The 25,645-nt window shown below is 71.9% G+C and carries 27 protein-coding genes; 11 read left to right on the top strand and 16 right to left on the bottom strand.

The features are described from left to right. The 7 genes from C7S10_RS14540 to C7S10_RS14515 all read right to left on the bottom strand — a co-directional run bounded on the left by C7S10_RS14540 (window position 1) and on the right by C7S10_RS14515 (window position 5,719). Complete coding sequence (locus tag C7S10_RS14540) at window positions 1-657, bottom strand: TetR/AcrR family transcriptional regulator (RefSeq protein WP_108345152.1); 657 nt, start codon at window positions 655-657, stop codon at window positions 1-3. Window positions 658-694: 37 nt separating this feature from the next. After that, window positions 695-1,027: an MGMT family protein gene (locus tag C7S10_RS14535; protein WP_108345151.1), complete on the bottom strand. Its 333-nt coding sequence runs from the start codon at window positions 1,025-1,027 to the stop codon at window positions 695-697. 13 nt (window positions 1,028-1,040) lie between these two features. Further along, complete coding sequence (locus C7S10_RS14530; RefSeq protein ID WP_108345150.1) at window positions 1,041-1,559, bottom strand: PH domain-containing protein; 519 nt, start codon at window positions 1,557-1,559, stop codon at window positions 1,041-1,043. Window positions 1,560-1,580: 21 nt separating this feature from the next. Continuing rightward, window positions 1,581-1,751 (bottom strand): hypothetical protein, encoded by a 171-nt coding sequence (locus C7S10_RS22275; protein ID WP_165807158.1) that lies wholly within the window; start codon window positions 1,749-1,751, stop codon window positions 1,581-1,583. 81 nt (window positions 1,752-1,832) lie between these two features. Then, on the bottom strand, window positions 1,833-3,464 hold the full coding sequence (locus tag C7S10_RS14525; RefSeq protein WP_133176526.1) for a LamG domain-containing protein: 1,632 nt from the start codon (window positions 3,462-3,464) through the stop codon (window positions 1,833-1,835). Window positions 3,465-3,519: 55 nt separating this feature from the next. Then, on the bottom strand, window positions 3,520-4,524 hold the full coding sequence (gene meaB / locus C7S10_RS14520; RefSeq protein ID WP_243395388.1) for a methylmalonyl Co-A mutase-associated GTPase MeaB: 1,005 nt from the start codon (window positions 4,522-4,524) through the stop codon (window positions 3,520-3,522). A 7-nt stretch (window positions 4,525-4,531) separates the two neighbouring features. Beyond that, the gene (locus C7S10_RS14515; RefSeq protein WP_108345147.1) at window positions 4,532-5,719 is read right to left on the bottom strand and encodes an acetyl-CoA C-acetyltransferase; all 1,188 of its coding nucleotides are present in this window, start codon (window positions 5,717-5,719) and stop codon (window positions 4,532-4,534) included. 112 nt (window positions 5,720-5,831) lie between these two features. Here C7S10_RS14515 and mce point away from each other — a divergent pair, with 112 nt between their 5' ends. The 4 genes from mce (at window position 5,832) to C7S10_RS14495 (ending at window position 10,583) form a co-directional block, all read left to right on the top strand. Beyond that, the gene (gene mce / locus C7S10_RS14510; protein ID WP_108345146.1) at window positions 5,832-6,284 is read left to right on the top strand and encodes a methylmalonyl-CoA epimerase; all 453 of its coding nucleotides are present in this window, start codon (window positions 5,832-5,834) and stop codon (window positions 6,282-6,284) included. Between the two features lie 113 nt (window positions 6,285-6,397). Next, the gene (gene ccrA, locus C7S10_RS14505) at window positions 6,398-7,738 is read left to right on the top strand and encodes a crotonyl-CoA carboxylase/reductase (protein WP_108345145.1); all 1,341 of its coding nucleotides are present in this window, start codon (window positions 6,398-6,400) and stop codon (window positions 7,736-7,738) included. Between the two features lie 164 nt (window positions 7,739-7,902). Then, a complete protein-coding gene (locus tag C7S10_RS14500) occupies window positions 7,903-9,276 on the top strand; it encodes a coiled-coil domain-containing protein (protein ID WP_108345144.1) in 1,374 nt (457 codons plus the stop codon). Continuing rightward, window positions 9,273-10,583 (top strand): AI-2E family transporter, encoded by a 1,311-nt coding sequence (locus C7S10_RS14495; RefSeq protein WP_341476753.1) that lies wholly within the window; start codon window positions 9,273-9,275, stop codon window positions 10,581-10,583. The genes C7S10_RS14500 and C7S10_RS14495 overlap by 4 nt, the downstream gene beginning before the upstream one ends. Here the strand turns inward: C7S10_RS14495 and C7S10_RS14490 are convergent. Continuing rightward, a complete protein-coding gene (locus C7S10_RS14490) occupies window positions 10,561-11,556 on the bottom strand; it encodes an EamA family transporter (RefSeq protein WP_108345142.1) in 996 nt (331 codons plus the stop codon). The genes C7S10_RS14495 and C7S10_RS14490 overlap by 23 nt on opposite strands. Window positions 11,557-11,595: 39 nt before the next feature. Between C7S10_RS14490 and C7S10_RS14485 the strand changes: the two genes are divergently transcribed. Beyond that, window positions 11,596-12,129: a CGNR zinc finger domain-containing protein gene (locus C7S10_RS14485; RefSeq protein ID WP_108345141.1), complete on the top strand. Its 534-nt coding sequence runs from the start codon at window positions 11,596-11,598 to the stop codon at window positions 12,127-12,129. A gap of 28 nt (window positions 12,130-12,157) precedes the next feature. Here the strand turns inward: C7S10_RS14485 and C7S10_RS14480 are convergent, their stop codons facing one another. Continuing rightward, window positions 12,158-12,937 carry an alpha/beta fold hydrolase gene (locus C7S10_RS14480; protein ID WP_108345140.1) on the bottom strand — a complete coding sequence of 260 codons (780 nt, stop codon included), beginning with the start codon at window positions 12,935-12,937 and terminating at the stop codon, window positions 12,158-12,160. 30 nt (window positions 12,938-12,967) lie between these two features. Continuing rightward, window positions 12,968-13,732 carry a hypothetical protein gene (locus C7S10_RS14475; protein WP_108345139.1) on the bottom strand — a complete coding sequence of 255 codons (765 nt, stop codon included), beginning with the start codon at window positions 13,730-13,732 and terminating at the stop codon, window positions 12,968-12,970. A gap of 60 nt (window positions 13,733-13,792) precedes the next feature. On the opposite strand from C7S10_RS14475, the gene C7S10_RS14470 reads away from it, so the two are divergent. Beyond that, the gene (locus tag C7S10_RS14470; RefSeq protein WP_108345138.1) at window positions 13,793-14,296 is read left to right on the top strand and encodes an SRPBCC family protein; all 504 of its coding nucleotides are present in this window, start codon (window positions 13,793-13,795) and stop codon (window positions 14,294-14,296) included. Here C7S10_RS14470 and C7S10_RS14465 read toward each other — a convergent pair. Continuing rightward, entirely contained in the window at window positions 14,260-15,225 is a 966-nt protein-coding gene (locus C7S10_RS14465) for a helix-turn-helix transcriptional regulator (protein ID WP_108345137.1), read from the bottom strand. The genes C7S10_RS14470 and C7S10_RS14465 overlap by 37 nt on opposite strands. A 61-nt stretch (window positions 15,226-15,286) precedes the next feature. On the opposite strand from C7S10_RS14465, the gene C7S10_RS14460 reads away from it, so the two are divergent. Then, the gene (locus C7S10_RS14460) at window positions 15,287-15,748 is read left to right on the top strand and encodes a VOC family protein (protein WP_108345136.1); all 462 of its coding nucleotides are present in this window, start codon (window positions 15,287-15,289) and stop codon (window positions 15,746-15,748) included. Window positions 15,749-16,008: 260 nt separating this feature from the next. Further along, window positions 16,009-18,432, top strand: a complete 2,424-nt coding sequence (locus C7S10_RS14455; RefSeq protein WP_108345135.1) for a LuxR C-terminal-related transcriptional regulator — start codon at window positions 16,009-16,011, stop codon at window positions 18,430-18,432. A gap of 225 nt (window positions 18,433-18,657) precedes the next feature. Here the strand turns inward: C7S10_RS14455 and C7S10_RS14450 are convergent, their stop codons facing one another. After that, entirely contained in the window at window positions 18,658-20,463 is a 1,806-nt protein-coding gene (locus C7S10_RS14450; RefSeq protein ID WP_108345134.1) for a 3-hydroxyacyl-CoA dehydrogenase family protein, read from the bottom strand. A gap of 80 nt (window positions 20,464-20,543) precedes the next feature. Between C7S10_RS14450 and nucS the strand changes: the two genes are divergently transcribed. Further along, window positions 20,544-21,230 (top strand): endonuclease NucS, encoded by a 687-nt coding sequence (gene nucS / locus C7S10_RS14445; protein ID WP_108345133.1) that lies wholly within the window; start codon window positions 20,544-20,546, stop codon window positions 21,228-21,230. Further along, window positions 21,230-21,751: a DUF952 domain-containing protein gene (locus C7S10_RS14440; protein ID WP_108345132.1), complete on the top strand. Its 522-nt coding sequence runs from the start codon at window positions 21,230-21,232 to the stop codon at window positions 21,749-21,751. The genes nucS and C7S10_RS14440 overlap by 1 nt, the downstream gene beginning before the upstream one ends. 28 nt (window positions 21,752-21,779) lie before the next feature. Here C7S10_RS14440 and C7S10_RS14435 read toward each other — a convergent pair whose 3' ends face one another. Together C7S10_RS14435 and C7S10_RS14430 are read right to left on the bottom strand one after the other, a co-directional pair. Continuing rightward, window positions 21,780-21,974 (bottom strand): hypothetical protein, encoded by a 195-nt coding sequence (locus C7S10_RS14435; RefSeq protein WP_108345131.1) that lies wholly within the window; start codon window positions 21,972-21,974, stop codon window positions 21,780-21,782. Window positions 21,975-22,031: 57 nt separating this feature from the next. Beyond that, window positions 22,032-22,643: a histidine phosphatase family protein gene (locus C7S10_RS14430; RefSeq protein ID WP_108345130.1), complete on the bottom strand. Its 612-nt coding sequence runs from the start codon at window positions 22,641-22,643 to the stop codon at window positions 22,032-22,034. 22 nt (window positions 22,644-22,665) lie between these two features. Between C7S10_RS14430 and C7S10_RS14425 the strand changes: the two genes are divergently transcribed. Next, window positions 22,666-23,163 carry a DUF427 domain-containing protein gene (locus C7S10_RS14425; protein ID WP_108345129.1) on the top strand — a complete coding sequence of 166 codons (498 nt, stop codon included), beginning with the start codon at window positions 22,666-22,668 and terminating at the stop codon, window positions 23,161-23,163. Window positions 23,164-23,217: 54 nt separating this feature from the next. Here C7S10_RS14425 and C7S10_RS14420 read toward each other — a convergent pair whose 3' ends face one another. Both C7S10_RS14420 and C7S10_RS14415 read right to left on the bottom strand, forming a co-directional pair. Beyond that, window positions 23,218-25,257: a protein meaA gene (locus C7S10_RS14420; protein WP_108345298.1), complete on the bottom strand. Its 2,040-nt coding sequence runs from the start codon at window positions 25,255-25,257 to the stop codon at window positions 23,218-23,220. Between the two features lie 64 nt (window positions 25,258-25,321). Beyond that, window positions 25,322-25,642, bottom strand: coding sequence for an STAS domain-containing protein (locus C7S10_RS14415; protein ID WP_243395387.1), 321 nt, complete (start codon window positions 25,640-25,642; stop codon window positions 25,322-25,324). Window positions 25,643-25,645: the final 3 nt, after the last annotated feature.

The raw sequence follows: 25,645 nt of genomic DNA, 5'->3' as shown, positions 1-25,645 counted from the left end.
TCAGTTGTCCTGTCCGAGGGTGCTGGTCGAGACGGCGCCGGCCTCGTCGAAGCCGGAGAAGAGGAGGTCGAAGGCGGTGGCGAGGGCCTCGTGAAGTCGCGCGGTGAGGTCCACCGGCGCGAGATCGGGGTGCTGCTCGACGACGAGGCGGGTGGTGCGCGTCAGCACCGCGGTGACGGAGCCCGCCAGCCCGGCGACGTACATCGGGTCGGCGGCCTCGCCGATCCTCTCGTGGAGCCCGGTCTCGATCATGTCGACGACCCGGTCGTCGTACTCGCGCAGGAAGTGGCGCGTGGCCGGCGACCCGCTGGCGGCCCGCTCGAGCGTGATCGCCTGCTCGAAGACCTGATGGTCGAGCAGGCCGGCCAGCACGGCGGTGATCGAGGTGCGGAGCGGCTCGTCGTCGGGTCGGGCGGCGAAGACGGTCAGGGCCCCTTGCATGGCCTCGTCCATCGACGCCGTGAGCACGTCCTCGACGCGGGCGAAGTAGTTGAACAGCGTGCGTCGCGACACCCCCGCCTCGGCGGCGATCCGATCGGCGGTCAGGGCGTCGATCCCGTCGGCGGCCACGATCCGCACGGCCGCCGCGCTCAGTGCCTGACGGGTGCGTTCCTTCTTGGTGGCGCGCAAGCCGCACACGGCGAGGTCGAGGGTCATACCTGCACTGTAGGGCAATTTTGCACTGCCGTGCAAACTAGAGGTCGGCGACCGCCCTGCGCCACTCGCGCTCGAGCACGTCGAGGTCGGCACGGTGGTCCTCGATCCGGCAGCCGCCCCCGCCGGGTCGCACGAGGATCCCCTCCTCGAGCCAGTGCGGGCGCGCACGCTCGAGGAGGTCGGGGGCGAAGCCGCCCGAGGCGTTGGTGACCCGCCACCACGTCACCCCGTCGCCATAACGGCTCATCACGGCACCCACCTGCCGCGGACCGATGCCGACGATGCGACCGAGGTCGCCGTACGCCGCGACGCGACCGCGCGGGATCAGGTCGACCGCCCGCAGCACCATCTCGACCAGGCGCTCGTCCATGGTCTCGGCCGGGCTAGTTGCTCACGCGCGGACCGCGCAGGCCCGAGCGCTGCACGACGCGCTGGATCGCGAGGTCGCGGTCGTCGGGACGACCGACGAAGCGGATGTCGCGCAGCCCCTGCTCCTGCGCGGCGGACTCGAAGACGAAGTGTCCGAAGCCGAGCAGCCGGCCGTGGAGCGGCTTCTTGACGGTGATGTCGAGGATCCGCGACAGCGGCATCGTGGCGAGCTGCTGGGAGAGCACCCCGTGGACGCGGAACACGCGCATGTTGGTGATCACGAACCGGTCCATGTGCTCCGTCAGCGCGCGCCACGCGGCGTGCAGCAGGATCGCGAGCGCCAGCGCGAAGGGGAACCACGCCAGGTCCAGGTCGACGAAGGGCACGGCCACGACCAGCGCCAGTGCGACGACGACCTCGAGCACGGGAAGCACGTAGACGATCCCGTGGTGGCGGACCTCGTCGACGATCACCTCACCCTCCTCGCGGAGCAGGTGACGCCGGATGTCGGGGTCGAAGACTCCTCGCAGCATGCTCGCCCCCTCAGCCGGGGCTCAGGACAGTGCGCCGACGAAGTCGATGAGCGCGGTGAACAGCTGCTGGGCCAGGGTCCAGCCCTGGTCGGCACTGGCCTTCGCCGCATCGGCGAGGCCGTTGGGGTCGGTGAACATCCAGAACCCCAGGAACACCACGCCCACGACGAGGGCGAGCTTCTTGACGTTCATCGGGACTCCTCGAGATGCAGTGCACAGGACGGCACCATCTCTACCAGCACCGCGCGCCCCGACCGCGGAGGCGCGCCAGCCTCAGGACTCGCAGGCCGTCAGCGGCGCGGCGGCCAGCCGGGTCTTCGCGACCACCTGCTTCCCGCTCGTCAGCGGGAACCCTCGCTGCCAGTCCGAGACGATCCCGGTCTGGTTGCGCTCGGTGACCTGGTCGCCGACCAGGCTGAACCGCAGGGTCATCGGCACGTCGGAGACGGCGTCCCCGCTCTTCACCGAGCCGATGGCCACGCCGTCGAAGAACCAGGTGATGTGGTCGGGCGCGACCTCGACGGCCAGCGCGGGCGAGGAGTGGATCAGGCTAGGGACCTGCCGGGTGGCCGACCACTCGGTGGTGTCCATCCTGGCGCCGTACCTCATCGTGCCGCTGTGCGCGGCGACCTCGGCCAGGGTGATGGTGCGCCTGCCGCACGCGTTGTCGGCGGGGTTCTCGGGGACGAGCTCGACCCGCACGCGGAAGTCGGTGGCGTTGGCCTCCGCGCTGCGCAGCCGCAGCCGCGTCTCCCAGCGACCGTAGGGCCGCGCTGCTCCGACCAGCGTCGCGCGGGTGGTGCCGAAGTCGCCCGCGCCCCCGCCGTTGTTGCGCTGGCTGTCGAGGTAGAGCCCGCCGTTCTGGCGACTGACCCGGCCGCCGCCGTCGGCGTAGTCGGACCACGTGCCCGTGCGGACGCTGCCGACGTCGGGCGGGCTGGTGAGCGACTGGCCGGCCTCCCACGAGTAGTCCCACAGCGAGGGATACCAGCCGAACCTGCTGCTCGCGGTGGCGGAGGCCGCACCGGAGACCCGGGCGTCCGGTCGCGCTGCGACCGGTCGGTGGGGGCGGCCCAGCAGGCCGGCGACGGTGGTGGGGGCGCCGGGCTCGCGGACGGTGACGTAGGTCGGGAAGGTCTGCATCCAGCCGATGCGGTTGGCGCCGGAGACGATCTCCTCCTGGCGGACGCGGTAGACCACCGTGCCGGCGGACGCCGTGATCCCCGGGAACCAGCCCATGCCGTCGGCCTGGACGGTGGAGGTCGCGAGGGTCTCCCAGCTGTCCCCGCTGATCCGGCGCTGGAGCGTGAGGGGACGTCCGGCGAAGACCGGCAGCCCGATCGTCTCGGGGCGGCGGAACAGGTCGGGCGTGGTGTCGACGGCGATGGTGAACGGCTCGCCCGCGACCGCCGACCCGTGGGCGCGGCCCGAGGGGTCGGGACCGGCGACCCACAGGGTGAGGTCCTGCGACTTGGCGTTGAACACGACCGGTGCGGTCGCCACCAGCCGCTTGGCCTTCCGGGCCACGACACGGAAGCGGATCCCGCGCGCCGCGGGCGCCGGGAACGCGAAGCTGAAGCTGCCGTCGGCCGCGGTGGTTCCGGTGAAGCCACGCACGGCGAACCACTGGTCGCCGGGACGGTTCATGTGCTGCTGCATCGTGATGGTGCGGACCCCGCTCACCCCGAGCCGGCCGCTGAACCTGATCTCCTGCCCACCGACGTACGCCTGCGGCGAGTAGGACAGCGAGCCGCCCGCGACCCGTGACGACGCGGGCGCGGTGGAGGACGCGGTCGACGACGCGCTCGACGACGCGCTCGACGACGCGGTCGACGAGGCGGCCGGGGCCAGCGACAGCGCCACGGCTCCGATCGTCAACGCGATCGCCGGGTGGAGGATCCTCATGGTCCAACCCTAGGAACGGATCGCCGCCCGCTCGGGTGCTTTGGCGAAATCCGCCTCAGGCGCCGAGGACGTCGAGCAGGCGGTCGGCGGCCGTGTAGGGGTCGCTCTCCCCCGCCACGACCGCGTCGGCCAGCTCGTCGAGCTCGGAGCGCCCGTGCACGTCACCCCACCTGGCCCGCATCCGGGTCAGCGCGATCGACTCGATCTCGTCGCGGGCCCGGCGCGTGCGCCGACGGACCAGCTCCCCGGACTCCTCGAGCCACCCGAGGTGACGCTCGATCTCGGCCGCCACCTCGGCCACGCCGTCGCCGGTCGCGGCCACCGTCTTCACGATGGGCGCTTTCCACGCGCCCTCGCCGCGGTCGGCCAGCGCCAGCATGGTGCGCAGGTGGCGGCGGACCTCGTCGGCGCCGTCGCGGTCGGCCTTGTTGACGACGAAGAGGTCGCCGATCTCGAGGATGCCGGCCTTGGCCGCCTGGATGCCGTCGCCCATGCCCGGGGCGAGCAGCACGAGCGTGGTGTCCGCGAGCCCGGCGACCTCGACCTCGCTCTGCCCCACGCCCACGGTCTCGACCAGGATCACGTCGCAGCCGGCGGCGTCGAGCACGCGCAGCGCCTGCGGCGTCGTCCAGGCCAGTCCGCCGAGGTGACCGCGCGAGGCCATCGAGCGGATGAAGACGCCCGGGTCGAGGGCGTGGTCCTGCATGCGCACACGGTCGCCGAGCAGCGCGCCGCCGGAGAACGGTGAGGAGGGGTCGACGGCCAGCACCGCCACCCGCTTGCCGGCCCGGCGCAGCTCGGTGACGAGGGCGTTGGTCGAGGTCGACTTGCCGACGCCCGGCGAGCCCGTGATCCCGACGACGTGCGCGCGCCGCGCTGTCCGGGCGTACGGCGCCAGCGCGGCCATCACCTCGCGCAGCAGCGGCGACTCGTCCTCGACCAGCGAGATCAGTCGGCCGACGGCGCGGGGATCACCGTCGCGGGCCCCGGAGACGAGATCGGGGACCGACACCGCGCCGCGGCGCCGGCCCCCGCCCGTGCTCGAGTGGGGCTGCGTCACGCCCGGGTCACGCCTGCGGGACGCGGATGATCAGGGCGTCGCCCTGGCCGCCGCCGCCGCAGAGGGCGGCCGCACCGGTGCCGCCGCCACGACGCCTCAGCTCGTGGGCGAGGTGGAGCACGATCCGGGTGCCGGACATGCCGACCGGGTGGCCGAGGGCGATCGCACCGCCGTTGACGTTGACCTTGTCCTCGGAGACGCCGAGCTGGCGGGCCGACTCGATGCCGACGGCCGCGAAGGCCTCGTTGAGCTCGAAGAGGTCGATGTCGGAGATCTCGATGCCCTCCTTCTCGGCAGCCTTGGCGATCGCGTTGGCCGGCTGGAGCTGCAGCGTCGAGTCGGGGCCGGCGACCTGGCCGGAGGCGCCGATCTCGGCGAGCCAGGTGAGACCGAGCTCCTCGGCCTTGGCCTTGCTCATCACGACCACCGCGGCGGCGCCGTCGGAGATCTGGGAGGCCGAGCCGGCGGTGATGGTCCCGTCCTTGGAGACCGGGCGCAGGCCCGCGAGGGACTCGACGGTGGTGTCGCCACGCACCCCCTCGTCCTGGCTGACCACGACGTCGCCCTTGCGGGAGGTGATCGTGACCGGCACGACCTCGTCGTCGAAGATGCCGTTCTTCCAGGCCAGCGCGGCACGCTGGTGCGACTGCGCGGAGAAGGCGTCCTGCTCCTCACGGGTCAGCTGCTTGCTCGACGCGGCGTTGTAGCCGTCGGTCAGGTTGATCATCGCCTGGCCGGTCGTCTGGTCGTAGAGCGCGTCGTAGGCCATGGAGTCGACCAGCGTGGTGTCGCCGTACTTGAAGCCCTCCCGGCTCTTCGGCAGCAGGTGCGGCGCCTGGGTCATCGACTCCATGCCGCCCGCCACGACGATCTCGTGCTCACCGGCGCGGATGAGCTGGTCGGCCATCGCGATCGCGTTGATGCCCGAGAGGCACACCTTGTTGATCGTGATGGTCGGGACGCTCATCGGGATGCCGCCCTTGACGGCAGCCGTGCGCGACGCGTTCTGCCCCGCGCCGGCCTGGATGACCTGGCCCATGATCACGTAGTCGACCTGGTCGCCCGAGACCCCGGCCTTCTCCAGCGCGCCGGCGATGGCCACCCCGCCGAGGTCCGCCGCGGACTGGTCCTTGAGACCGCCGAGGAGGCGACCGATCGGGGTGCGAGCGCCGGCGACGATGACGGAAGTGGACATGGTGCTGCCTCCAGGTGATGGGGGTTGACGTCTCTTCGGACGATACCGCCGGGCATCTCACCATGCGCCCCCTGCACGGGTCCACGAGATGTGACGGACGACCATGTCCCCCATGACATCCGACCTCGACATCCCGCAGCACCTGTTCACCGCCATCGACCACGTGGGGATCGCCGTGCCCGACCTGGACGAGGCCATCGCCCACTACCGCGACACGTTCGGCCTGCTGGTCGCCCACGAGGAGACCAACGAGGAGCAGGGCGTGCGGGAGGCGATGCTCGCCGTCGGCGACTCAGGCTCGCACATCCAGCTGCTGGCCCCGCTGGACGAGAGCTCGACCATCGCGAAGTTCCTCGACCGGTCCGGGCCCGGCATGCAGCAGCTGGCCTACCGCGTCACCGACGTCGAGGCGGTCTCCGCGATCCTGCGCGAGCGCGGCGTCCGCCTGCTGTACGACGCCCCGAAGCGCGGCACGTCCGACAGCCGGGTCAACTTCATCCACCCCAAGGACGCCGGTGGCGTGCTCGTCGAGCTGGTCGAACCGGCAGGTTCGCCGGGCCACTGAGGGCGGGGGCGGACCGGCGGTGGGAAGTACGTCACACCACGACCCACTCAGCACTACCCACCGGTACCTTCACCCCAATTCTCGAGCCACAACTGCCTCACCAGGAGACACACGTGCAGAACATCCTCGACGCCATCCAGAGCGGGAACGCGACGTCCGACGACTTCGCCAACCTCGAGCTCCCCGACCACTACCGCGCCGCCTTCGTGAAGAAGGACGAGGTGGACATGTTCGAGGGGATGACCGCCAAGGAGAAGGACCCGCGCAGGTCGCTGCACGTCGACGACGTCGCCCTCCCCGAGCTCGGCCCCGGTGAGGCCTTCGTGGCCGTGATGGCCTCGGCCATCAACTACAACACCGTCTGGACCTCGATCTTCGAGCCCGTGTCCACCTTCGGCTTCCTCGAGCGCTACGGCCGCAACAGCGAGCTCACCAAGCGCCACGACCTGCCCTACCACGTGGTGGGCTCCGATCTCTCCGGAGTCGTGCTGAAGACCGGCCCGGGCGTCACCAAGTGGAAGCCGGGCGACCGCGTCGTGGCGCACTGCCTCTCGGTCGAGCTCGAGGGGCCCGACGGCCACAACGACACGATGCTCGACACCGAGCAGCGGATCTGGGGCTTCGAGACCAACTTCGGCGGCCTGGCCGACGTCGCGATGGTCAAGGCCAACCAGCTGATGCCCAAGCCCGAGCACCTGACCTGGGAGGAGGCCGCCTCCCCCGGCCTGGTCAACTGCACGGCGTACCGCCAGCTCGTGTCGAAGAACGGCGGCGACATGAAGCAGGGCGACAACGTCCTCATCTGGGGCGCCTCCGGTGGCCTCGGCGGCTTCGCCACGCAGTACGCCCTCAACGGCGGCGCCACCCCGGTGTGCGTGGTCTCCAACGAGGAGAAGGCAAAGATCGCCCGCAGCATGGGTGCGGAGCTGATCATCAACCGCTCCGAGGAGGGCTACAAGTTCTGGAACGACGAGGGCACGCAGCAGGACCCGAAGGAGTGGAAGCGCTTCGGGGCCAGGATCCGCGAGCTCACCGGCGGCGAGGACATCGACATCGTCTTCGAGCACCCGGGCCGGGAGACGTTCGGCGCCTCCGTGTTCGTCACCCGCAAGGGCGGCACCATCACCACCTGCGCCTCGACCTCGGGCTACATGCACGAGTACGACAACCGCTACCTGTGGATGAACCTCAAGCGGATCATCTCCAGCCACTTCGCCAACTACCGCGAGTCGTGGGAGGCCAACCGCCTCATCGCCAAGGGCAAGATCCACCCCACCCTGTCGAGGACCTACACCCTCGACGAGGTCGGCCAGGCGTCGCTCGACGTGCACCAGAACGCCCACCAGGGCAAGGTCGGCGTGCTGTGCCTCGCGCCCGAGGAGGGCCTGGGCGTGCTCGACACCGACCTGCGGGCGAAGCACGAGACCGCGATCAACCGCTTCCGCGGCGTCTGACCGGGACCTCGACACCCGCCTGACACGCATCTTTCACACCCCGGCTCGCGATTCGTCCGCGAGCCGGGGTGTGTTTGTCCGGAGCGGTCAGAGAGACTGGTCCGGACGCCGTCGACCGAGGCGTCAGGACGACGTAGGACAACGCAGAGAGTGGGTGCTCGACCATGAGCAGCGATCAGGGCCTGTCGATCTTCGACGAGGAGCCGGAGTCCGACACCGACCTCGACGCGGAGGCCTCGACCCCGACCGCCGCCTCGGGCTCGGGCGAGCCCGCGGACAGCACCGAGACCCAGGTGATGCCGGTCGTGCCGCCGGCCGACCGGGCGGGCACCCGCGCCGGAGCGGCGGCCGGCGAGACCACGCAGCCCATGAAGACGACCCCAGCCGCGACCCTGCCCGCGACTCCAGCCCCGACCCCGCCCGCCCAGCCGGTCACGCAGTCGGCCTCCATGCCGGCTGCGCGCCCGGCCGCCCAGCCCGCCCCCGCCCCAGCACCCGCCGCACCCACGGCGCCCGCACCGTCCGCCGCCAGCCAGCCGACGCCCGCTGTGGCCCTGCCGGTCGTGCGCCGCGGCGGCTACGACAAGCTGGCGGTCGACCAGCGGATCTCGCAGCTCACCAGCGAGAAGTCGGGGCTCAGCAGCAGCCTCGGCGCCTCCGAGCAGCGCGTGATCGCGCTCGAGGCGGAGATGGAGACGCTGCGGGCCGAGCTGGCGGAGAACAAGAACCCGTCCTACGCCGGTCTCGGCGGTCGGGCCACCTCGATGCTCAAGCTGGCCGAGGACGAGGCCAGCGACGTGCGGGAGGCGGCCAACCGTGACGCCGAGGAGATCCGCCTGCAGGCCAACCGCGACGCCAAGGCCGTGCGCGCCGAGGCCGCCCGCGAGGCCGACGACATGCGCCTGGTCCAGCTCAAGGAGCTCGACGAGATGCGCGCCCGGCTGACCGCCGACGCCGAGCAGGAGCGCACCCTGGCCGAGGGCCAGGCCGCCGACCTGCTCGCGGCCGCTCGCCGCGAGGCCGACCAGGTCCGGCTGGCCGCCCAGCAGGAGACCAACGAGCTGCGCACGACCGCCAAGCGTGAGGCAGAGCAGTCCCGCGCGGCGGCCGACCGCGAGGTGCAGGAGGCGCGGCGCACCCTGGCGGTGGAGAAGGAGCGGCTCGCCCGCGAGGCCACCGACCACCACGCCAGCGCCACCGCCGAGACGCAGCGCCTCGTGCAGGAGGCCGAGGAGCGGGCCAACGCCGCCGAGCAGCGCGCCCGCGAGGCGACCAGCCAGGCCACCGCCCACCGGCAGCAGGCCCAGAGCGAGGCCGAGGGGCTGCTCAGCCGCGCCCGGCGTGAGGCCGAGCAGATCGTCGCGTCCGCCACGACCCAGGCCGAGTCGATCGCCGCGAGCGGCACCGCCGACGCCGAGCGTGAGCTGGCCGCCGTGCAGGCCGAGGTCGAGCGGATGACCAAGCGGCGCGACGCCGTCGCCGCCCAGCTGGGCGCCCTGCGTGACGTCGTGGCCGGGTTCGCCGAGGACGAGTCCTGAGCTGGCTCGACCGCCTGCGCGCGGTCGCGCCGGGGTCGGAGGAGCCCCGCTCGGTCGACCCCGACGCGCTCGAGGAGGTCGTCGACCACGTCGAGGTCCAGGCCGACCGGGCCGAGGCGGCTGCCGACCGCGCCGACGACGCCGCCGAGGAGGCCCGTGAGTCCGCCGAGGCCTCGACCGCGGTCGCCGAGCGCATCGACAACGCGACCGAGCTGGTCGCCGAGGACACGCACACCGAGGCCTTCGCTCCACCGTCGACCGCGACCCCCGCCCCGTCGCTGCTGCGCCACTCCCCCTTCAACATCGGGTTCTTCGGCGCCCTCGGCGCGCTCGTCGCCCTCTTCCTCGGGCAGCAGCTCATGGGCATCTCGTCGGTGCTCGTGCTGCTGGTGCTCGCGATGTTCCTCGCCGTCGGCCTGAGCCCCTCGGTGGAGTGGTTCATGCGCCGCGGGATGCGCCGCGGGATCGCCGTGCTCCTGGTGCTGGTCGTCGTGCTCGCCGTGCTCACGCTGTTCGTGCTCACGGTCGCCCCGGTCATCAGCGAGCAGATCGCGCAGATCACCGAGAACGCGCCCGGCTGGCTGCAGGACCTGCAGCGCAACGAGACGATCCAGCAGCTCGACGAGCGCTTCTCGGTGATCGACAAGGTCCAGGACTACGTCACCCAGGGCGACTTCGGCCAGCAGGTCTTCGGCGGCGCGCTCGGCTTCGGCCTCGCGGTCCTCTCGGCCGTGGCCAACGCGTTCATCGTGCTGGTCCTGACGATCTACTTCCTGATCTCCCTGCCGAGCATCAAGCACGCGGCCTACAGCCTGGCGCCCGCCTCGAAGCGGGGCCGCGTCAGCGAGCTGGGCGACAAGATCATCCGGTCCACCGGCGCCTACGTCTCCGGCGCCTTCCTCGTGTCGATCTGCGCCGGCATCAGCACCCTGGTGTTCACGTTCTTCGCCGGGCTGCGCGACTACAGCTTCGCGCTGGCGTTCATCGTCGGGCTGCTGTCCCTGATCCCGGTCGTCGGCGCGGTCGTGTCCGGCGTGATCATCACCCTGCTCGCGCTGACGGTCTCACCGACCGTCGCGGTCGTCGCTGCCATCTACTACGTCGCCTACCAGCAGGTGGAGTCCTACTTCATCTCGCCGAAGATCATGGCGCGCGCCGTCGACATCCCCGGTGCGGTCACCGTGATCGCGGCCCTGCTGGGCGGCAGCCTGATGGGCATCATCGGCGCGCTCCTCGCCGTACCCGTCGCGGCGGCGCTGCTGCTCCTGCACCGCGAGGTGTTCCTCAAGCGGCAGGACGCTCGCTGAGGTCCTGCTCGGGCAACGGCTCGACGGTCACCGCGCTCGGCCCCTCCCCCAGCTTCACCACGACGACGCCGGCCAGCACGAGCAGCCCGCCGAGGAGCTGGATCGCGCGCGGCAGCTCGCCCAGCAGCAGCCAGGCGAACACGAGGGCCATCAGCACCTCGAGCAGGGCCACGAAGGACGTCAGGCGGGGCCCGAGGCGGCGGCCCGCCTCGATGCCGGTGACGTAGGCGAACGCCGCGGTGACCAGGCCGAGCACGAGCATCGGGATCCACCACGCCACGACGTGGCCGTCGTAGCTCACGTCCGCCGTCGATGCGCTCATCGGCAGCACGCCGACCAGGCCGGCGACCACCAGCACCGTCCCCCCGACCACGAGCCCGGCGGCGGCCAGGCTGATGGGCGGCAGCCCGTTGTCGGTGTCGGCACTGATCACGAAGTACGTCGACACGCCCACCATCGCTCCCAGGGCCCACAGCACCCCGGTGGCACTGAGGTCAGCCCCCGAGACCACGTCGAGCACGAGTGCGAGGCCGACCGAGGCGATGACCGCCCCCAGCACGGTGAGCCGGTTGGGCCGGTGGCCGTGGCGCAGCCAGAGCCAGACGACGACCGCGACGGGTGCGGTGTACTCGATCAGCAGGGCCACGCCGACCTGCATGTAGGTGACGGCGTAGAAGTAGCACAGCTGTGCGCCGGCCACCGCGGCCACACCGTAGACGGCCACCGTCAGCCCGTTCCGGGCCAGCAGGTGCCAGCGACCACGCAGGGCGAGGACGCCCGGGACCACGAGCACGAGCGCCGCGATGGTGACGCGGACCGCCACGGCCGATCCGGCCGTCCAGCCCGAGTCGATCAGCCCGCGCCCGAGGGCGCCGGAGAGGCCGAAGGACACCGCGGAGGCGATGGCGAAGGCCAGGCCGGTCGTGGTGCTGGACCGCCGCCCCACCGGCCTGTCATGAGTCATCGTCGCCATGGGTCATGACGCTACCGGCGACCTTGGTAAGGTGTCAACGTGACTTTCACCCATGACACGGCGGCGTCGCTGCAAGCCGCGGTCGCGCTCGCGAACACCGCGCTCGAGCCCGACACCCTGACCACCGTGCAGGCGCTGTCGGAGTTCTACGCCGAGCACGAGTACTCCGGCGGCCACCGCCAGGACGCCACCGAGCTCGAGGCCGTGCGGTCCGTGCGCGGCGCCCTTCGCGAGCTGCTGGAGGCCGACCGCGACACCGCCGTCACGCTGGTCAACTCGATCCTCGCCGAGGCCACTGCCGTCCCCCGGCTGGTCCGCCACGACCGGCTCGACTGGCACATCCATGCGATCGACGACGAGGCGCCGCTCGCCGAGCGGGTGATGGTCGAGACGGCGATGGCGATGATCGACGTGATCCGCGCCGACGAGCTCAACCGGCTCGACGTGTGCGCGGCCGACGAGTGCAACGGCCTGGTGCTCGACCTCTCGCGCAACCGCTCGCGACGCTACTGCTCCACGGCGTGCGGCAACCGGGAGGCGGTCGCCGCCTACCGCGCCCGCCAGAAGGCCTGACGCAGCGACCCGTCAGCCGACGAACCGGCTAGCTCACGAACCGGCGCAGCACCTCGATGAACACCGCCGGCTGCTCGGAGTGCACCCAGTGCCCGGCCCCCTTCACGGTCACCCGGCGCACGCGCGGGAACAGCGCCTCCATGGCCGGCGCGAACTCGTCGCTGACGTAGCCCGAGCGGGCACCGCCGATCCACAGCACCGGTCCGCCGTACGACCTCCCCTCGAACCGCTCGGCCGGCCACCCCGCGAGCTCGGGCATGTGCGCCGAGAGCAGGTCGAGGTTGGGCATCCAGCGCCAGCCGTCTCCCTCGCGGCGCAGGTTCTGGAGCAGGAAGCTGCGCACGACGTCGTCGGGTACGGCGCTGCGCAGCGCCTCGTCGGCCTGGTCACGTCGCTCCAGGGTGGCGAGGTCGAGCGCGCGCATGGTGTCGATGTAGCCGAGGAACTCGCGCGCCGAGGAGTAGGCGACCGGCGAGACGTCGACGACGACCAGCCGCTCGACGAGCTCGGGGTGGCGCAGGGCGAGCGCCATCGCGATCTTGCCGCCCATCGAGTGCCCCACCAGGGTGACGGGGTCGTCGGCACTGAAGAGCGTCGCGACGCGGTCGGCGAGGTCGTCGTAGGCGAAGCCCTCGGTCCACTCCGAGCGCCCGTGGTTGGGCATGTCGACGAGCAGCGTGCGGTGGTCGGCCGAGAACGCCTTGGCGACCTGCGTCCAGTTCTTGCCCTGCCCGAAGAGGCCGTGGCAGAACGCGATGAGCGGCCCCTCCTCGCCGAGACGGGTCACGTTCAGCTGCGGCTCGCTCACCCGGCCAGTGTGTCAGGGGCCCGATCGGGTCTAGAAGTCGAACCCGTCGAACATGTCGCCGATGCCGTCGCCGATGCCGCCGAACATGTCGCCGATGCCCTCGCCGATCGCGCCGATGCCCTCGCCGAGGCCGTCGAAGCCGCCGCTGAAGAGCATGCCCATGAACATCCAGTCCATCGGGCCGAAGCCGCCGAAGTAGCCCTGGGCGTAGGGCTGGTAGGCGCGCCCGCCCTGCCAGTAGGGCACCCGTCGCGAGCCGACCATGACCTTGCGGATGTCGGGCTCGGCGCCGGCCCGGACGCGCTCGGCGTCGAGCTGGCAGGCCGGGACGTCGCGCTGCGTGCCGCCCGGCGGGGTGTAGGGCACGTCGGCCACGGACATGCCGTGGCGCGGGTCGAAGAAGCACGGCGGACGGCGGGTCGGCAGCGGCAGCCCGTCGACGCGCGCCCGCACGCAGGCCATCGCGTAGCGCCCGTCCTCGAGGATCTCGGTGACGTGGCGGATGTCGTCGGGCTTGCTCATCCGGGTGACCGCGGACTTGGACGACTCGTAGGCGTCGAGCGCCCGCTGGTAGTCGGCGTTCTCACCGGCGCCGAGGTCCTTGCCGGCCATGTCGATGTCGAGCTCCTGGAGCTCGACGCCGAGCGCGGTGACGTCCTCCTCGGCCAGCTTCTTCACCGGCTCGAGCTCGGCCTCGGCCTTGGCCAGCTGACGGTTCTTCGCGCTCTGGCCTGCCAGCACCGCCACCGCGACGAGACCGCCGAGGAGCACGAGCAGCAGCACCATTCCCGTCATGCGTCCAGCGTACGGGGGCTCCCCACGAACCGGCTGTGAGCGTCCTGCGAGACTGCTCGCATGTCCACCGCCGAGCGCATCGAGGTCTCCCGCCCGTTCCCCGTCGCCCCCGCCGAGGTGTTCGCCGTCCTCTGCGACCCGCAGGGCCACGTCGCGATCGACGCCTCCGGGATGCTGCAGGACGCCGACGGCGAGCGGGTCACGGCGGTCGGTGACTCGTTCGTCGTGCACATGGACCGCGAGTCCCTCGGCGACCTCGACATGGGGAGGTACGACGTCACGGTCACCATCTCCACCTTCGAGGCCGACCGCGAGATCGCGTGGAAGATCCTCGGCCGGGTGCGGCCGCAGATCGGGCACGTCTACGGCTACCGCATCGAGCCGACCGACCACGGCAGCCTGGTCACGTCCTACTACGACTGGTCCGACATCGCGCCGGAGTGGCGCGACGCCGGCATCTTCCCGGTCATCTCCGAGGCCAACCTCAAGGCCACGCTGGGCATCCTCGAGCGCACCGTCCGCCGCGGCTACCCGCGTCCCTCGGCACCGGCCGAGGCTCGCTGAAGCCGCTCCCCCAGACCGGTCGCGATCTCCGCGAGCTCGGGGGGCTGGAGGAACTCGCACTCCAGCCCGGTCATCACGCAGTAGAACGCGAGGTGCTCCAGCGAGTCCGCGCTGGCCTCCAGCAACGTGGTGGAGCCGTCGATCGCGGTGAGCGTGACCCAGCGGGTGTCGATCCGCTCGGAGACGTCCTCGACGGAGGCGTGCACCCGCACCTGGGCATGGTTGCTGTACGGCGCCCGGCTGATCGAGCCCTGCACGTACTCCGCCGGGTCGGGATGCTCACGCGGCTTGAAGCGCCACGTCGATGGACTGACCTCGCGCATCCGGTCGAGCCGGAAGGTCCGCCAGTCCTCGCGGTCGACGTCCCACGCCATGAGGTACCACCGACGCCCCGTCGCGACGAGCCGCACGGGCTCGACCCACCGCTCGGTGGCGACGCCGTCGCGGGCGTCGTACCCGAACCGCACCCGGAGCAGGTCGCGGCAGGCCTTGGCCAGGGTCAGCAGGGCGTCGCCGTCGACGAGGTCGCTGTTGCTGCTGAGCGTCTCGGTCGCGTCGTGGATCGCCTTGACCTCCGAGCGGAGCCGCGGCGGCATCACCTGGTCGAGCTTGGCCAGGGTGCTCAGCGCGGCCTCGCTGGCGCCGGTCACGGTGCCGCCGGCAGCCAGGCGCAGCGAGACCGCGATCGCCACGGCCTCGGAGTCGTCGAGGAGCAACGGGGGCAGGTCCTTGCCGCGGCCGAGCTGGTAGCCGCCGCCGAGGCCCTGCGTCGCCAGCACGGGGTAGCCGAGGCCGCGCAGGCGCTCCACGTCGCGCCGGATGCTGCGCGTGGTCACGCCGAGGCGCTCCGCCAGCTCCGGGCCGGTCCACACCGGGCGCTGCTGGAGCAGGGACAGCAGGCTCAGGACGCGCTGCGTGGTGTCACTCATGGCGCAAGCGTCGCAGACCCAGCGGACAGGTCCTGTCCGCGACGAGGTCCATGGTGTCTCCATGGCTACAGAGATCCAGGTGACCTTCGACGCCCACGACCCACGCGCGCTCGGCCTGTTCTGGCGCGAGGTGCTCGACTACGCGGTCGACCCGCCACCCGGCGGTGAGGTCGGCGACCCGATCGAGACGGCCGACGCGTGGCTGGAGTTCCTCACCCGCGTCGGCGTCCCCGCGGAGAAGCACAACTCGGCCTTCGCCATCATCGACCCCGACGGTCGTGGGCCGCGGGTCTTCTTCCAGCAGGTGCCCGAGGACAAGGTGGTCAAGAACCGGGTCCACCTCGACGTGCGCGCGGCTCCCGGACTGGCGGGCGGGGAGCGGATGGCGGTCCTCGAGTCGGCCTGCGAGCGGCTCGTCGCGCTCGGGGCCACGCGGCAGCGACGCGCCGAGCCCGACGGCGCCATGAGCGCCGGCTTCATCGTGATGCTCGACCCCGAGGGCAACGAGTTCTGCCTGGATTGATCGGCGCGGACTGAGGACGGCCGGCCCTGGTGGCCCCCCGGCCGGCCGGCCGCCCTCGACTGCCCCGATGCGTCAGCAGGCCGCGGGTTCACCCCCGCGAATCCCGCGGCCTGCTGATCGGCGCCGGCGTTGGACTGTCCCCTGTTCGGTCCACGCGCCTCGGCGACAGGACCACGTTCTCGCGATCACGGGGGTGGCGGCATCGGTAGTCCTACCTAAACCCGGCGCCAGCAGCCTCCGGGGACCGATAGGTTCGTCCCGTGCTCACCCCTTGTCTCGGTCGCGAGCAGACCCAGGCCCGCCTCGCCACGGCGCTGGCCTCGTCGCGCTGGGTCAGCATCGTCGGCCCTCCCGGCAGTGGGAAGACGCTGCTCGCCCGGCACGCGGCGCCCGACGGCGAGAGCACCTGGGTCAATGCGCGCGGGCTGCAGGACGCCGAGGACGTCCTCTCGGCCTGCCTCGACGCGCTCGACGTGCCTCCGACGCCCGGCGACTCCGCGGAGGGCGCGCTGTGCCGCGCGATGGACGGCACCGACACGCTGTTGGTCGTCGACGGCCTCGACCTCGACCCGTCCGCGCTCGGGCCCACCTTCCAGCAGCTGATGGCGGCGACCAGCGAGGCCCGGCTGGCGGTGACCTCGCTGACCATGGCCGGGCAGCCGGCCGAGCGCGTCGTCCGCGTCGCGCCCTTCATCGTCCCGCGCGACCACGAGCCCCTCGCCGGTCCGGCCGTCGAGCTGTTCCTGCACCGCGTGGAGGCCGCCGGCGGACACCCGGTCGACCTCCAGGCCCACGCGAGCGACGTACGCCGCCTGCTCAACGCCACCGGCGGGCTCCCGCTCCTCATCGAGCAGATCGCCGTCCAGATCGCGCTCGTCGGCGTCACCAACGTGGTGCCGACGGCCTCGCTCTCGGAGGCGGTCCACGGCTCCTACGAGCTGCTCGACGCCGACCAGCAGCGCTGCTTCCGCCGCATGTCGCAGATGACGTCGCCGGTCTCGATCGACGTGCTCGCCGAGATCACCGGCGTGAGCCGCGACGAGGCCGCCGCGATCGCCGGCGGTCTCGTACGCCGCAGCCTGCTGGAGCTCCTGCCCGACGGCCGCTTCGACATGCTCAGCCCGATCCGCCGGCACGGCCACTTCCTCACCGCCTCCACCGACGACCGCGACCTCACCCGGCAGGCGCTGCTCACCTGGGCCGACCGCGTCGCCCCCGCCGACTTCAACACCGGTGCGGCTGACGAGGCCTGGCTCGGCGACCTCGCGGTGATGAAGAGCGCGATCGCCGCGGCCTGCGCCGACGCCGGCACCCGCGGCCTCGGCTACGCCCTGGCCAACCGCGTCTTCTCCTCGCTCTACACCTCGATGCGCGCGCGCGACGCGGTGGAGATCCTCGAGGCCACCCTCGTCAGCGGCGACGGCCCGCCGGAGATCGGCGCCCAGGTCGCCCGGCGCGCCGGGATCGCCGCCTCCGAGGTGCGCGGGACCTACGAGGGCCAGTGGCTGCTCGACCGCGCCGACGAGCACGCGCTCAGCTCGCCCGACCCCGACGAGGAGCTCGCCAAGAACGCCTCGATCCGGGCCGAGATGCACCTCGACGCGGGTGCGCTCGTGCAGTCGGAGGTGGACGCGCGACGAGCCATCGAGCTGGGCACGGCGAGCGAGATCACCCGGCAGGCCGCCCGCACGCTGGCCGACGTCCAGGTCTCGCGCGGTGCCTTCCGCGACGCCGCCGCGACCCTGGGCCAGCTGCTCGCCGCGCGCGACCACAAGGACGAGAGATGGATCTCGTTGTCGGCGCGGACCCTGCTGGCCAGGATCGCCCTCGAGCAGGGGCGGCCCACCGAGGCCGCCTCCGCTGCGCGCGCCGTGGTCAACGACGCCCGCGCCCTCGCCGAGGACCGGGTGGCGCTGCTCGCCGAGACGCTGCTGCGCCACCTCGACCCCGGCTTCACCCCGGCGCCGCTGGATCGCGACAGCCTGCCCTGGGCGGTCCGGATCCCGGTGCTGGCCCAGGACGCCCGTGACCTCCTGCGCGACGGCGACCAGCAGCGCGCCGCCGGCCTGGCGGCCGACGTGGTCGTCCTCGCCGACAGCACCGGCCTGGGCCGCGACGCGGTCGAGGGGCGCCTCCTGCTCGCCCGCGCCCTGCTCGCGGGCGGCGACCGGGCGCAGGCGACCACCACGTTCCTGGCCGCCCTCGACCGGGCCAGCGAGATGCCGATGCCACTCCGGGTCGCCGACGCGCTCGACGGCCTCGCCTGGATCGGGCAGCACGGCGACCTGCGCGACGCCCGCGCGCTGGCCGCCGCGAGCGCCGCGCTCCGGGCTCCCCGTCAGGCGGCGGCGTGGGGGTACGCCGCCGACCGGCCGATCGTCGTGGGCCGGTCGTTCCCGGGCGAGTGGGTCGTGGACGACGAGTTCACCCGCGCCGGCGTCGAAGCCGTGGTCGGCCTCTTCTCGGGCGTCACCAGCCCCGACACCGGCAGCGTCCTCGGCCGGCTGAGCAACGCCGAGCGCCAGGTCGCCGACCGGGTGGCCCAGGGACTCACCAGCCGCCAGATCGCCGCCGAGCTGTTCATCTCGCCGCGCACGGTCGACGCCCACCTCACGCACATCTACCGCAAGCTCGACATCACCACGCGCGCGAAGCTCGCCGCCCTCGTCGTCGACGCGCGCTGAGCCGAGTCGGCGCGAACCGAGTGCCGAGTCGGCGCGAACCGAGTGCCGAGTCGGCGCGAACCGAGTGCCGAGTCGGCGCGAACCGAGTGCCGAGTCGGCGCGAACCGAGTGCCCTCCCTCCGGTAACGCCAGGATCTGAGCACTTCCGCCATCACCGGTGGTGGCGGGAGTGCATGTGAGTTGGCGTTACCCCCGGGTGGCGGGGCTCGCTGAGCGGCGTCTCCCTCAGCGCTGGCTGTGGTCGCGGAACCCGCGCTGCGTCTTGCGACCGAGGTAGCCGGCCGTGACGAGGTGCTCGAGCAGCGGGGCCGGCGCGAACCCCGGCTCGCGGAACTCGAGGTAGAGCTCGCGCTGGATGGCCAGGGACACGTCGTTGCCGACCACGTCGAGCAGCTCGAACGGTCCCATCGGCAGGGCGCAGCCCTGCTTCATCGCCGTGTCGATGTCGTCGGCCGTCGCGTAGTGCGCCTCGAGCATCTTCACCGCGTCGTTGAGATAGGGGAACAGCAGCGCGTTGACGATGAAGCCGGCCCGGTCCCCGCAGGAGACCGCGACCTTGCCGACCTGGTCGCACAGCGCGCGCACGGTCTCCGCGACGTCCTCGGCGGTCGCCACCGTCGACACGACCTCGACCAGCTTCATGATCGGCGCGGGGTTGAAGAAGTGCACGCCGATGACGTCCTGCGGACGGGTGGTCACCTTCGCCAGGGCGATGACGGGCAGCGAGGACGTGGTGGTCGCCAGGATCGCGCCGGGCTTGCAGATCTCGTCGAGGTTCTCGAAGAGCGTCGTCTTGATCCGCAGGTCCTCGGCGATCGCCTCGACGACGAGGTCGACCTGCCCGAGGTCGTCGAGCGACGTGGTGCCGCTGAGCCGCCCGAGCACCTCGGCCTTCGTGGCCTCCTCGAGCTTGCCGCGCTGGATGGCCTTGTCGAGCGACTTCTCGATGGTGGCGCGCACGCCCTCGACCTTGTCGGCCGAGCGACCGACGTACACCACGTCGAGGCCGCTCTTGGCGAAGACCTCGACGATGCCGGCGGCCATGGTGCCGGTGCCGACGACACCGACGGTCCGCACCGGTCGGCGCAGCTGCGGCACCGAGTCGGCCGACGGGGTGTGGGCGTCGGCGACGACGGCGGAGCTGTCGACCCCGTCGTAGGTGTAGAAGCCCCGACCGCTCTTGCGGCCCAGCAGGCCGGCGGTGACCATCTGCTTGAGGATCGGCACCGGTGCGTGCAGCCGGTCGCGACCCTGCTTGTACATCGTGTCGAGGATCTCGTACGCCGTGTCGAGCCCGATCAGGTCCAGCAGCGCCAGCGGGCCCATCGGGTAGCCGCAGCCGAACCGCATCGCGGCGTCGATGTCCTCGCGGGTGGCGTACTTCGTCTCGAGCATCGAGGCGGCGTGGTTGAGGTAGCCGAAGAGCAGGGTGTTGGCGATGAAGCCCGCCTTGTCGCCGCACACGACCGGGTTCTTGCCCAGCGTGCCGACCAGCCCCTCGACGTCGGCGAGCACGCCCGGCTCGGTGACGACGGTGCGCACGATCTCGACGAGGTTCTGCACCGGAGCGGGGTTGAAGAAGTGGACGCCGACGACCCGGCCCGGGCGGGAGTTGGCCGTGGAGATCTCGGTGACGGGCAGCGACGAGGTGTTGGTGGCCAGGATCGCGTCGGACCGCACGATGTCGTCGAGCCGCCGGAAGATGTCCTTCTTGACCTCGAGGGACTCCACGACCGCCTCGACCACGAAGTCGGCCTGGGCCAGCGCGGCGAGGTCGGTGGCGAAGCTGATGCGACCGAGGATCTCGGCCTGGTCCGCCTCCGACATCTTGCCGCGGGCGACGGCACGCCCGGTCGAGTGCGTGAGGTGACCGCGACCGCGCTCGACGGCCTCGTCGCTCACCTCGACCCCGACGACGGTGAAGCCGTTGCGGGCGAACACCTCGGCGATGCCCGCACCCATGGTGCCGAGGCCGATCACCCCGATGGTGGTGAAGGTACGAGAGGTTCGCTCAGCTGCGGCATCCGTCATGGGGCCTGAGTGTGGCACTCGCGGCTACCGACCGGTAGTGACGTCGCTCACGCTCGTCGGGCACGGTAGATTCCCGCCCCGTGAGGATCGTCGTTGCGCGCTGCCAGGTCGACTACGCGGGGCGGCTGACCGCCCACCTGCCGATGGCGACGCGGGTGCTGATGATCAAGGCCGACGGGTCGGTGCTCGTGCACTCCGACGGGGGCTCCTACAAGCCGCTCAACTGGATGTCGCCCCCGGCGACCTTCCGCGAGGGCGCGACCGAGGACGGGCAGGTCGAGTGGACGGTGACGGCGGCCAAGACCGACGACACGCTGCGCATCCTGATCGAGGAGATCCACGCCGACTCCAGCCACGACCTCGGCGTCGACCCCGGCCTGCAGAAGGACGGCGTCGAGAAGCACCTCCAGAAGCTGCTCGCGGAGCACCCCGCCAGCCTGGCCGACGGGCTGACGCTCGTGCGCCGCGAGTTCCCCACCGCGATCGGTCCGGTCGACCTGATGTGCCGCGACGAGGCCGGCCTGAGCGTGGCGGTCGAGATCAAGCGACGCGGCGAGATCGACGGCGTCGAGCAGCTCACGCGCTACCTCGAGCTCCTCAACCGCGATCCCCTGCTCAACGCCAAGGGTCCGGTCCGCGGCATCTTCGCCGCCCAGGAGATCAAGCCGCAGGCCCGCGTGCTCGCCACCGACCGGGGCATCGCCTGCGCCCTGGTGGACTACGACGCGCTGCGTGGCATGGACGACACCGAGAGCCGCCTCTTCTAGTGGAGCGCATCTTCCACATCGCGACGCGGGCCGAGTGGCTCGAGCTCCGTCGCACCGGCACCTACACGACGTCCACGGCCGGGCGGAGCCTCCAGGACGAGGGCTTCATCCACGCCTCGCGGCGCGAGCAGGTGGAGGGCGTCTTCTCCCGCTACTACCGCGACGCCGGCGAGCCGCTGGTGCTGCTGGTCATCGATCCCGACCGGCTCGAGTCGGAGGTGCGGGTCGAGCCGGTCGGCGACGACACCTACCCGCACATCTACGGCCCGATCAACCGGGGTGCGGTCGTCGACGCGCTGCCGCTCGACCGGCGCGGGGGCACGGAGTCGTTCTTCGCGATCTTCGGCCGCGAGATGGCGCTGCGGGTCGGCCTGCTGTTCCTGGCGATGCTCGTCTCGTTCGCCGTCTCGGCCCTGGCCGATGCGGCGTCGGACGCCGAGTCGGCCCCGCTGGCGGGCGCAGTCGTCGGGCTCGTGCTGGGGCTGGCGCTGATGGTCGTGGTGCTGAGGCGACGGTCCTGAGGCGGCGGTCCTGAGGCGGCGAGCCTGATCAGGCGGCCTTCTTGCCCGCCTTCTTGACCTTGGACTTCTTCACCTTCACCAGCTTGCGCTTGTGGACCGTGTAGCCCTCGGGCAGCGTGCCCTCCTTGAGCATGCGCAGCGGGCAGCGGTTGCACTTCGTCCTCGAGACGCAGCACTCCTTCTTCGGGAGCTTCGCGACCTTGGTGCGCTTGCCCTTGCCCATGCGGGCGAGGGTACCCGACGCGAAGGCTTGCCTAACCTGACCTGTCCCCGACCGGGATCAGTCGACGGGCTCGCCCACCCAGCGGCGTACGACCCAGCCGTCGGCGTCGCCGTCCAGCTCGACGACGCCCGTGTTGGGCAGCGACCGGCCGACCGGGTGCCGGCGGTCGACGTTGCGGGCGAGGTTGGGCACGGCCGTGCAGATCGCGCCGCCGTGGGAGACGACCAGGACGGACTCCCCGCGGAACCGGTCGCGCACCTCCTCGAGGACGGCCTCGACGCGGGCGACGACCTCGCTGCCGGTCTCACCGCCCGGGATGCGCTCGTCGAGCCGGCCGTCCAGCCAGGCGTCGAAGGTCGCGCGGAACGGGTCGGGGTCGGTGGCCTGCCCGGCGAAGGAGCCGACCGAGAACTCGCGCAGGCCCTCGCGCACCGTCACACCGACGCCGAGGGCGGCCGCGACGATCTCCCCGGTCTGCACGGCGCGCGACAGCGAGCTGGTGACGACGTGGGCGATCCTCTCCCCCGCCAGCGACTCCGCGAGCGCCGCGGACTGCGAGCGACCGAGTGGGCTCAGGCTGCCGCCGTCGTCGGCCAGCAGGTCGGTCTCGTAGTCCGCCTCGCCGTGCCGGGCCACGAGGAGCCGGACGGCGCACTGGAGGTCGCTCATGCGGCGAGCCTAGATTGTGGGTATGGCACGCATCGTCCCCGAGGTCCCCGGTCCCGGCCAGGAGTCCGTGTGGGACTACCCCCGTCCGCCCCGCGTCGAGCCGAGCTCGGAGACCGTCGAGGTCCGCCTCGGCGGCGGGGTGGTCGCCCGCACCAGCTCGTCGCTGCGAGTGCTGGAGACCAGCCACCCGCCGGCCTACTACCTCCCGCTCGCGGCGTTCGCCCCCGGCGTGCTGCGTCCGGTCACCGGCAGCACGTTCTGCGAGTGGAAGGGCGCGGCCAGCTACTTCGACCTCGCGACCGACACCGCAACGGCCCCACGTGCGGCATGGACCTACCCCGACCCGACGGCCGGCTTCGAGGCCATCCGCGACCACGTCTCCGTCATGCCGGCGTCCGTCGACGCGTGCCTCGTCGACGGCGAGGTCGTGCGCGCGCAGGAGGGCGGGTTCTACGGCGGCTGGATCACCGACCGGGTGGTCGGGCCGTTCAAGGGCGGCCCGGGCAGCTGGGGCTGGTGATCAGGGAAGGTCGTTGGCGGCCCGGATCACCGTGGGTGGAGTCCGCCCAGGGCGTCACAGATCGTTGGCGGCCCGGATCACGTCGACGATGCCTCCCATGATCGCGGTGAGCCCGTAGTCCTTCGGCGTGTAGACGGCCGCGACCCCGAGCTCGCGCAGCTTGCGTCCGTCGGAGTCGGGGATGATCCCGCCGACGATAACCGGGATGTCGCCCACGCCCGCCGCGGCCAGGCCTTCGAGGACGTCCGGCACCAGCTCCATGTGGGAGCCGGAGAGGATCGAGAGGCCGATGCAGTGCACGTCCTCGGCGACGGCCGCGGCGACGATCTGCTGCGGCGTGAGCCGGATGCCCTGGTAGACGACCTCGAAGCCCGCGTCACGAGCGCGTACGGCGACCTGCTCCGCGCCGTTGGAGTGGCCGTCCAGACCGGGCTTGCCGACGAGCAGCCGCAGCCGCCCGCCGAGCTCGGCCCCGGTGGAGCGCACCCGCTCGCGGACCTCCCGCAGCTCCTCCCCGGCCTCGGCGACGACGGCGCCGCTGACTCCGGTCGGGCCGCGGTACTCGCCGAACACCTCGCGCAGCGTGGCGGCCCACTCCCCCGTCGTGGCCCCCGCGCGGGCCGCGGCCAGCGTCGGTCCCATCAGGTTCGTCTCGGACCTCGCCGCCTCGGTCACGGCGGCGAGCGCCTCGGTGACCTCGGCCTCGTCGCGCTGCGCCTTCCACGCCTCGACGCTGGCCCGGGCGGTCTTCTCGGCCTCCGGGTCGGCGGCCATGATCGCGCCGTCGAGGTCGGCGGTGAGCGGCGACGGCTCGGTGGTCTCGTAGGCGTTGACGCCCACGATCTTCTCCTCGCCGGTCTCGATGCGCGCACGCCGGGCGGCGTGCGAGGACACCAGCTGCGACTTCATGTAGTCGACCGCGGAGATCGCGCCGCCCATGGCCTGCACGCGGTCGATCTCCTCCTTGGCGCCGGCGACCAGCTCGGCGACCTTGGCCTCGATGACGTGCGAGCCCTCGAAGATGTCGTCGTACTCCAGCAGGTCGGACTCGAAGGCGAGCACCTGCTGGAGGCGCAGCGACCACTGCTGGTCCCAGGGTCGCGGGAGCCCGAGCGCCTCGTTCCACGCGGGCAGCTGGACGGCGCGGGCGCGGGCGTTCTTCGACAGCGTGACGCCGAGCATCTCGAGCACGATCCGCTGGACGTTGTTCTCGGGCTGGGCCTCGGTGAGCCCCAGCGAGTTGACCTGCACGCCGTAGCGGAAGCGCCGCATCTTCGGGTCGGTGACGCCGTAGCGCTCGCGGGTGATCTCGTCCCAGAGCCGGACGAAGGCCCGCATCTTGCAGGTCTCCTCGATGAAGCGGACCCCGGCGTTGACGAAGAACGAGATGCGACCGACGACCTGCTCGAAGTCGTCCTCGGAGACCTGTCCGGCGTTCTTCACCTCGTCGAGGACGGCGATGGCGGTGCTGAGCGCGTAGGCCAGCTCCTGCGTCGGCGTCGCTCCCGCCTCCTGCAGGTGGTAGCTGCAGATGTTGATCGGGTTCCACTTGGGGATCTGGTGCACCGTGTAGGCGATCATGTCGGCGATCAGCCGCATGGAGGCCTCGGGCGGGAAGGCGTACGTCCCGCGCGAGAGGTACTCCTTGATGATGTCGTTCTGCGTGGTGCCCGCGAGCTGGGCCGCCACCTCCTCGGGCGACAGGTCGGGGTTCTGCTCCTCGGCGACCACCTGGTACATCGCGAGCATCCACATCGCGACCGCGTTGATGGTCATCGAGGTGTTCATCTCGGTGAGCGGGATGTCCTGGAAGAGCCGGCGCATCTCGCCGAGGTGCGGCACGGGGACGCCGACCTTGCCGACCTCACCGCGCGAGAGGGGGCTGTCGGGGTCGTAGCCGGTCTGGGTCGGCAGGTCGAAGGCGACGCTCAGGCCGGTCTGGCCCTTGGCGAGGTTGGTGCGGTAGAGCGCGTTGGAGGCGGCCGCGGTCGAGTGACCGGCGTAGGTCCGCATCACCCACGGCTTGTCCTTCGCGGGGCGCGGGGCCTCGGCGCGTGGAGCGTCCAGCGGGGAGTCGACCGGCGTGTCCGTCATGGCCACAGGGTAGGGCCGGGGTTACCGCCGAGTCACCGGGTCCGGGTGTGGCGAACCCCACCCGTCAGGCGGTGGCGGCCTCGCGCTCGACGTAGAACGAGTGGGCCAGGCGGGAGAGGTGCATCATCCGTCGCACCGACGGACCGCAGTTGCGCAGCGTGAGGTGGTGACCGGCGCTGGTGGCGCGGCGGGTGGCCACGGCGAGGACCCGCAGCGCGGTGACGTCGATGGTGTCGACGTCCGCCATGTCGACGACGATGTCCTGCTCGAAGCCCTCGAGGCGCTCGTAGAGAGCGGTGCGCACCGCGAACGTGCTGCGCACGTCGAAGTCGCCGTGCAGGACCAGCGTCGTGCCGTCGAACGTGATGTCCAGCGTGTTGCTCATGGT

It is taken from the genome of Nocardioides currus (genome assembly GCF_003057875.1).
Lineage (GTDB): Bacteria > Actinomycetota > Actinomycetes > Propionibacteriales > Nocardioidaceae > Nocardioides > Nocardioides currus.
This window is presented reverse-complemented; position numbering and strand designations above follow the sequence as displayed.

Bases quoted from the DNA above. Each gene is read 5' to 3' on its own strand.
- C7S10_RS14540 (WP_108345152.1), bottom strand. From the start codon at position 657: ATGACCCTCGACCTCGCCGTGTGCGGCTTGCGCGCCACCAAGAAGGAA.
- C7S10_RS14535 (WP_108345151.1), bottom strand. From the start codon at position 1,027: ATGGACGAGCGCCTGGTCGAGATGGTGCTGCGGGCGGTCGACCTGATC.
- C7S10_RS14530 (WP_108345150.1), bottom strand. From the start codon at position 1,559: ATGCTGCGAGGAGTCTTCGACCCCGACATCCGGCGTCACCTGCTCCGC.
- C7S10_RS22275 (WP_165807158.1), bottom strand. From the start codon at position 1,751: ATGAACGTCAAGAAGCTCGCCCTCGTCGTGGGCGTGGTGTTCCTGGGG.
- C7S10_RS14525 (WP_133176526.1), bottom strand. From the start codon at position 3,464: ATGAGGATCCTCCACCCGGCGATCGCGTTGACGATCGGAGCCGTGGCG.
- C7S10_RS14515 (WP_108345147.1), bottom strand. From the start codon at position 5,719: ATGTCCACTTCCGTCATCGTCGCCGGCGCTCGCACCCCGATCGGTCGC.
- mce (WP_108345146.1), top strand. From the start codon at position 5,832: ATGACATCCGACCTCGACATCCCGCAGCACCTGTTCACCGCCATCGAC.
- C7S10_RS14500 (WP_108345144.1), top strand. From the start codon at position 7,903: ATGAGCAGCGATCAGGGCCTGTCGATCTTCGACGAGGAGCCGGAGTCC.
- C7S10_RS14490 (WP_108345142.1), bottom strand. From the start codon at position 11,556: ATGGCGACGATGACTCATGACAGGCCGGTGGGGCGGCGGTCCAGCACC.
- C7S10_RS14475 (WP_108345139.1), bottom strand. From the start codon at position 13,732: ATGACGGGAATGGTGCTGCTGCTCGTGCTCCTCGGCGGTCTCGTCGCG.
- C7S10_RS14470 (WP_108345138.1), top strand. From the start codon at position 13,793: ATGTCCACCGCCGAGCGCATCGAGGTCTCCCGCCCGTTCCCCGTCGCC.
- C7S10_RS14465 (WP_108345137.1), bottom strand. From the start codon at position 15,225: ATGAGTGACACCACGCAGCGCGTCCTGAGCCTGCTGTCCCTGCTCCAG.
- C7S10_RS14460 (WP_108345136.1), top strand. From the start codon at position 15,287: ATGGCTACAGAGATCCAGGTGACCTTCGACGCCCACGACCCACGCGCG.
- C7S10_RS14450 (WP_108345134.1), bottom strand. From the start codon at position 20,463: ATGACGGATGCCGCAGCTGAGCGAACCTCTCGTACCTTCACCACCATC.
- C7S10_RS14435 (WP_108345131.1), bottom strand. From the start codon at position 21,974: ATGGGCAAGGGCAAGCGCACCAAGGTCGCGAAGCTCCCGAAGAAGGAG.
- C7S10_RS14430 (WP_108345130.1), bottom strand. From the start codon at position 22,643: ATGAGCGACCTCCAGTGCGCCGTCCGGCTCCTCGTGGCCCGGCACGGC.
- C7S10_RS14425 (WP_108345129.1), top strand. From the start codon at position 22,666: ATGGCACGCATCGTCCCCGAGGTCCCCGGTCCCGGCCAGGAGTCCGTG.
- C7S10_RS14420 (WP_108345298.1), bottom strand. From the start codon at position 25,257: ATGACGGACACGCCGGTCGACTCCCCGCTGGACGCTCCACGCGCCGAG.
- C7S10_RS14415 (WP_243395387.1), bottom strand. From the start codon at position 25,642: ATGAGCAACACGCTGGACATCACGTTCGACGGCACGACGCTGGTCCTG.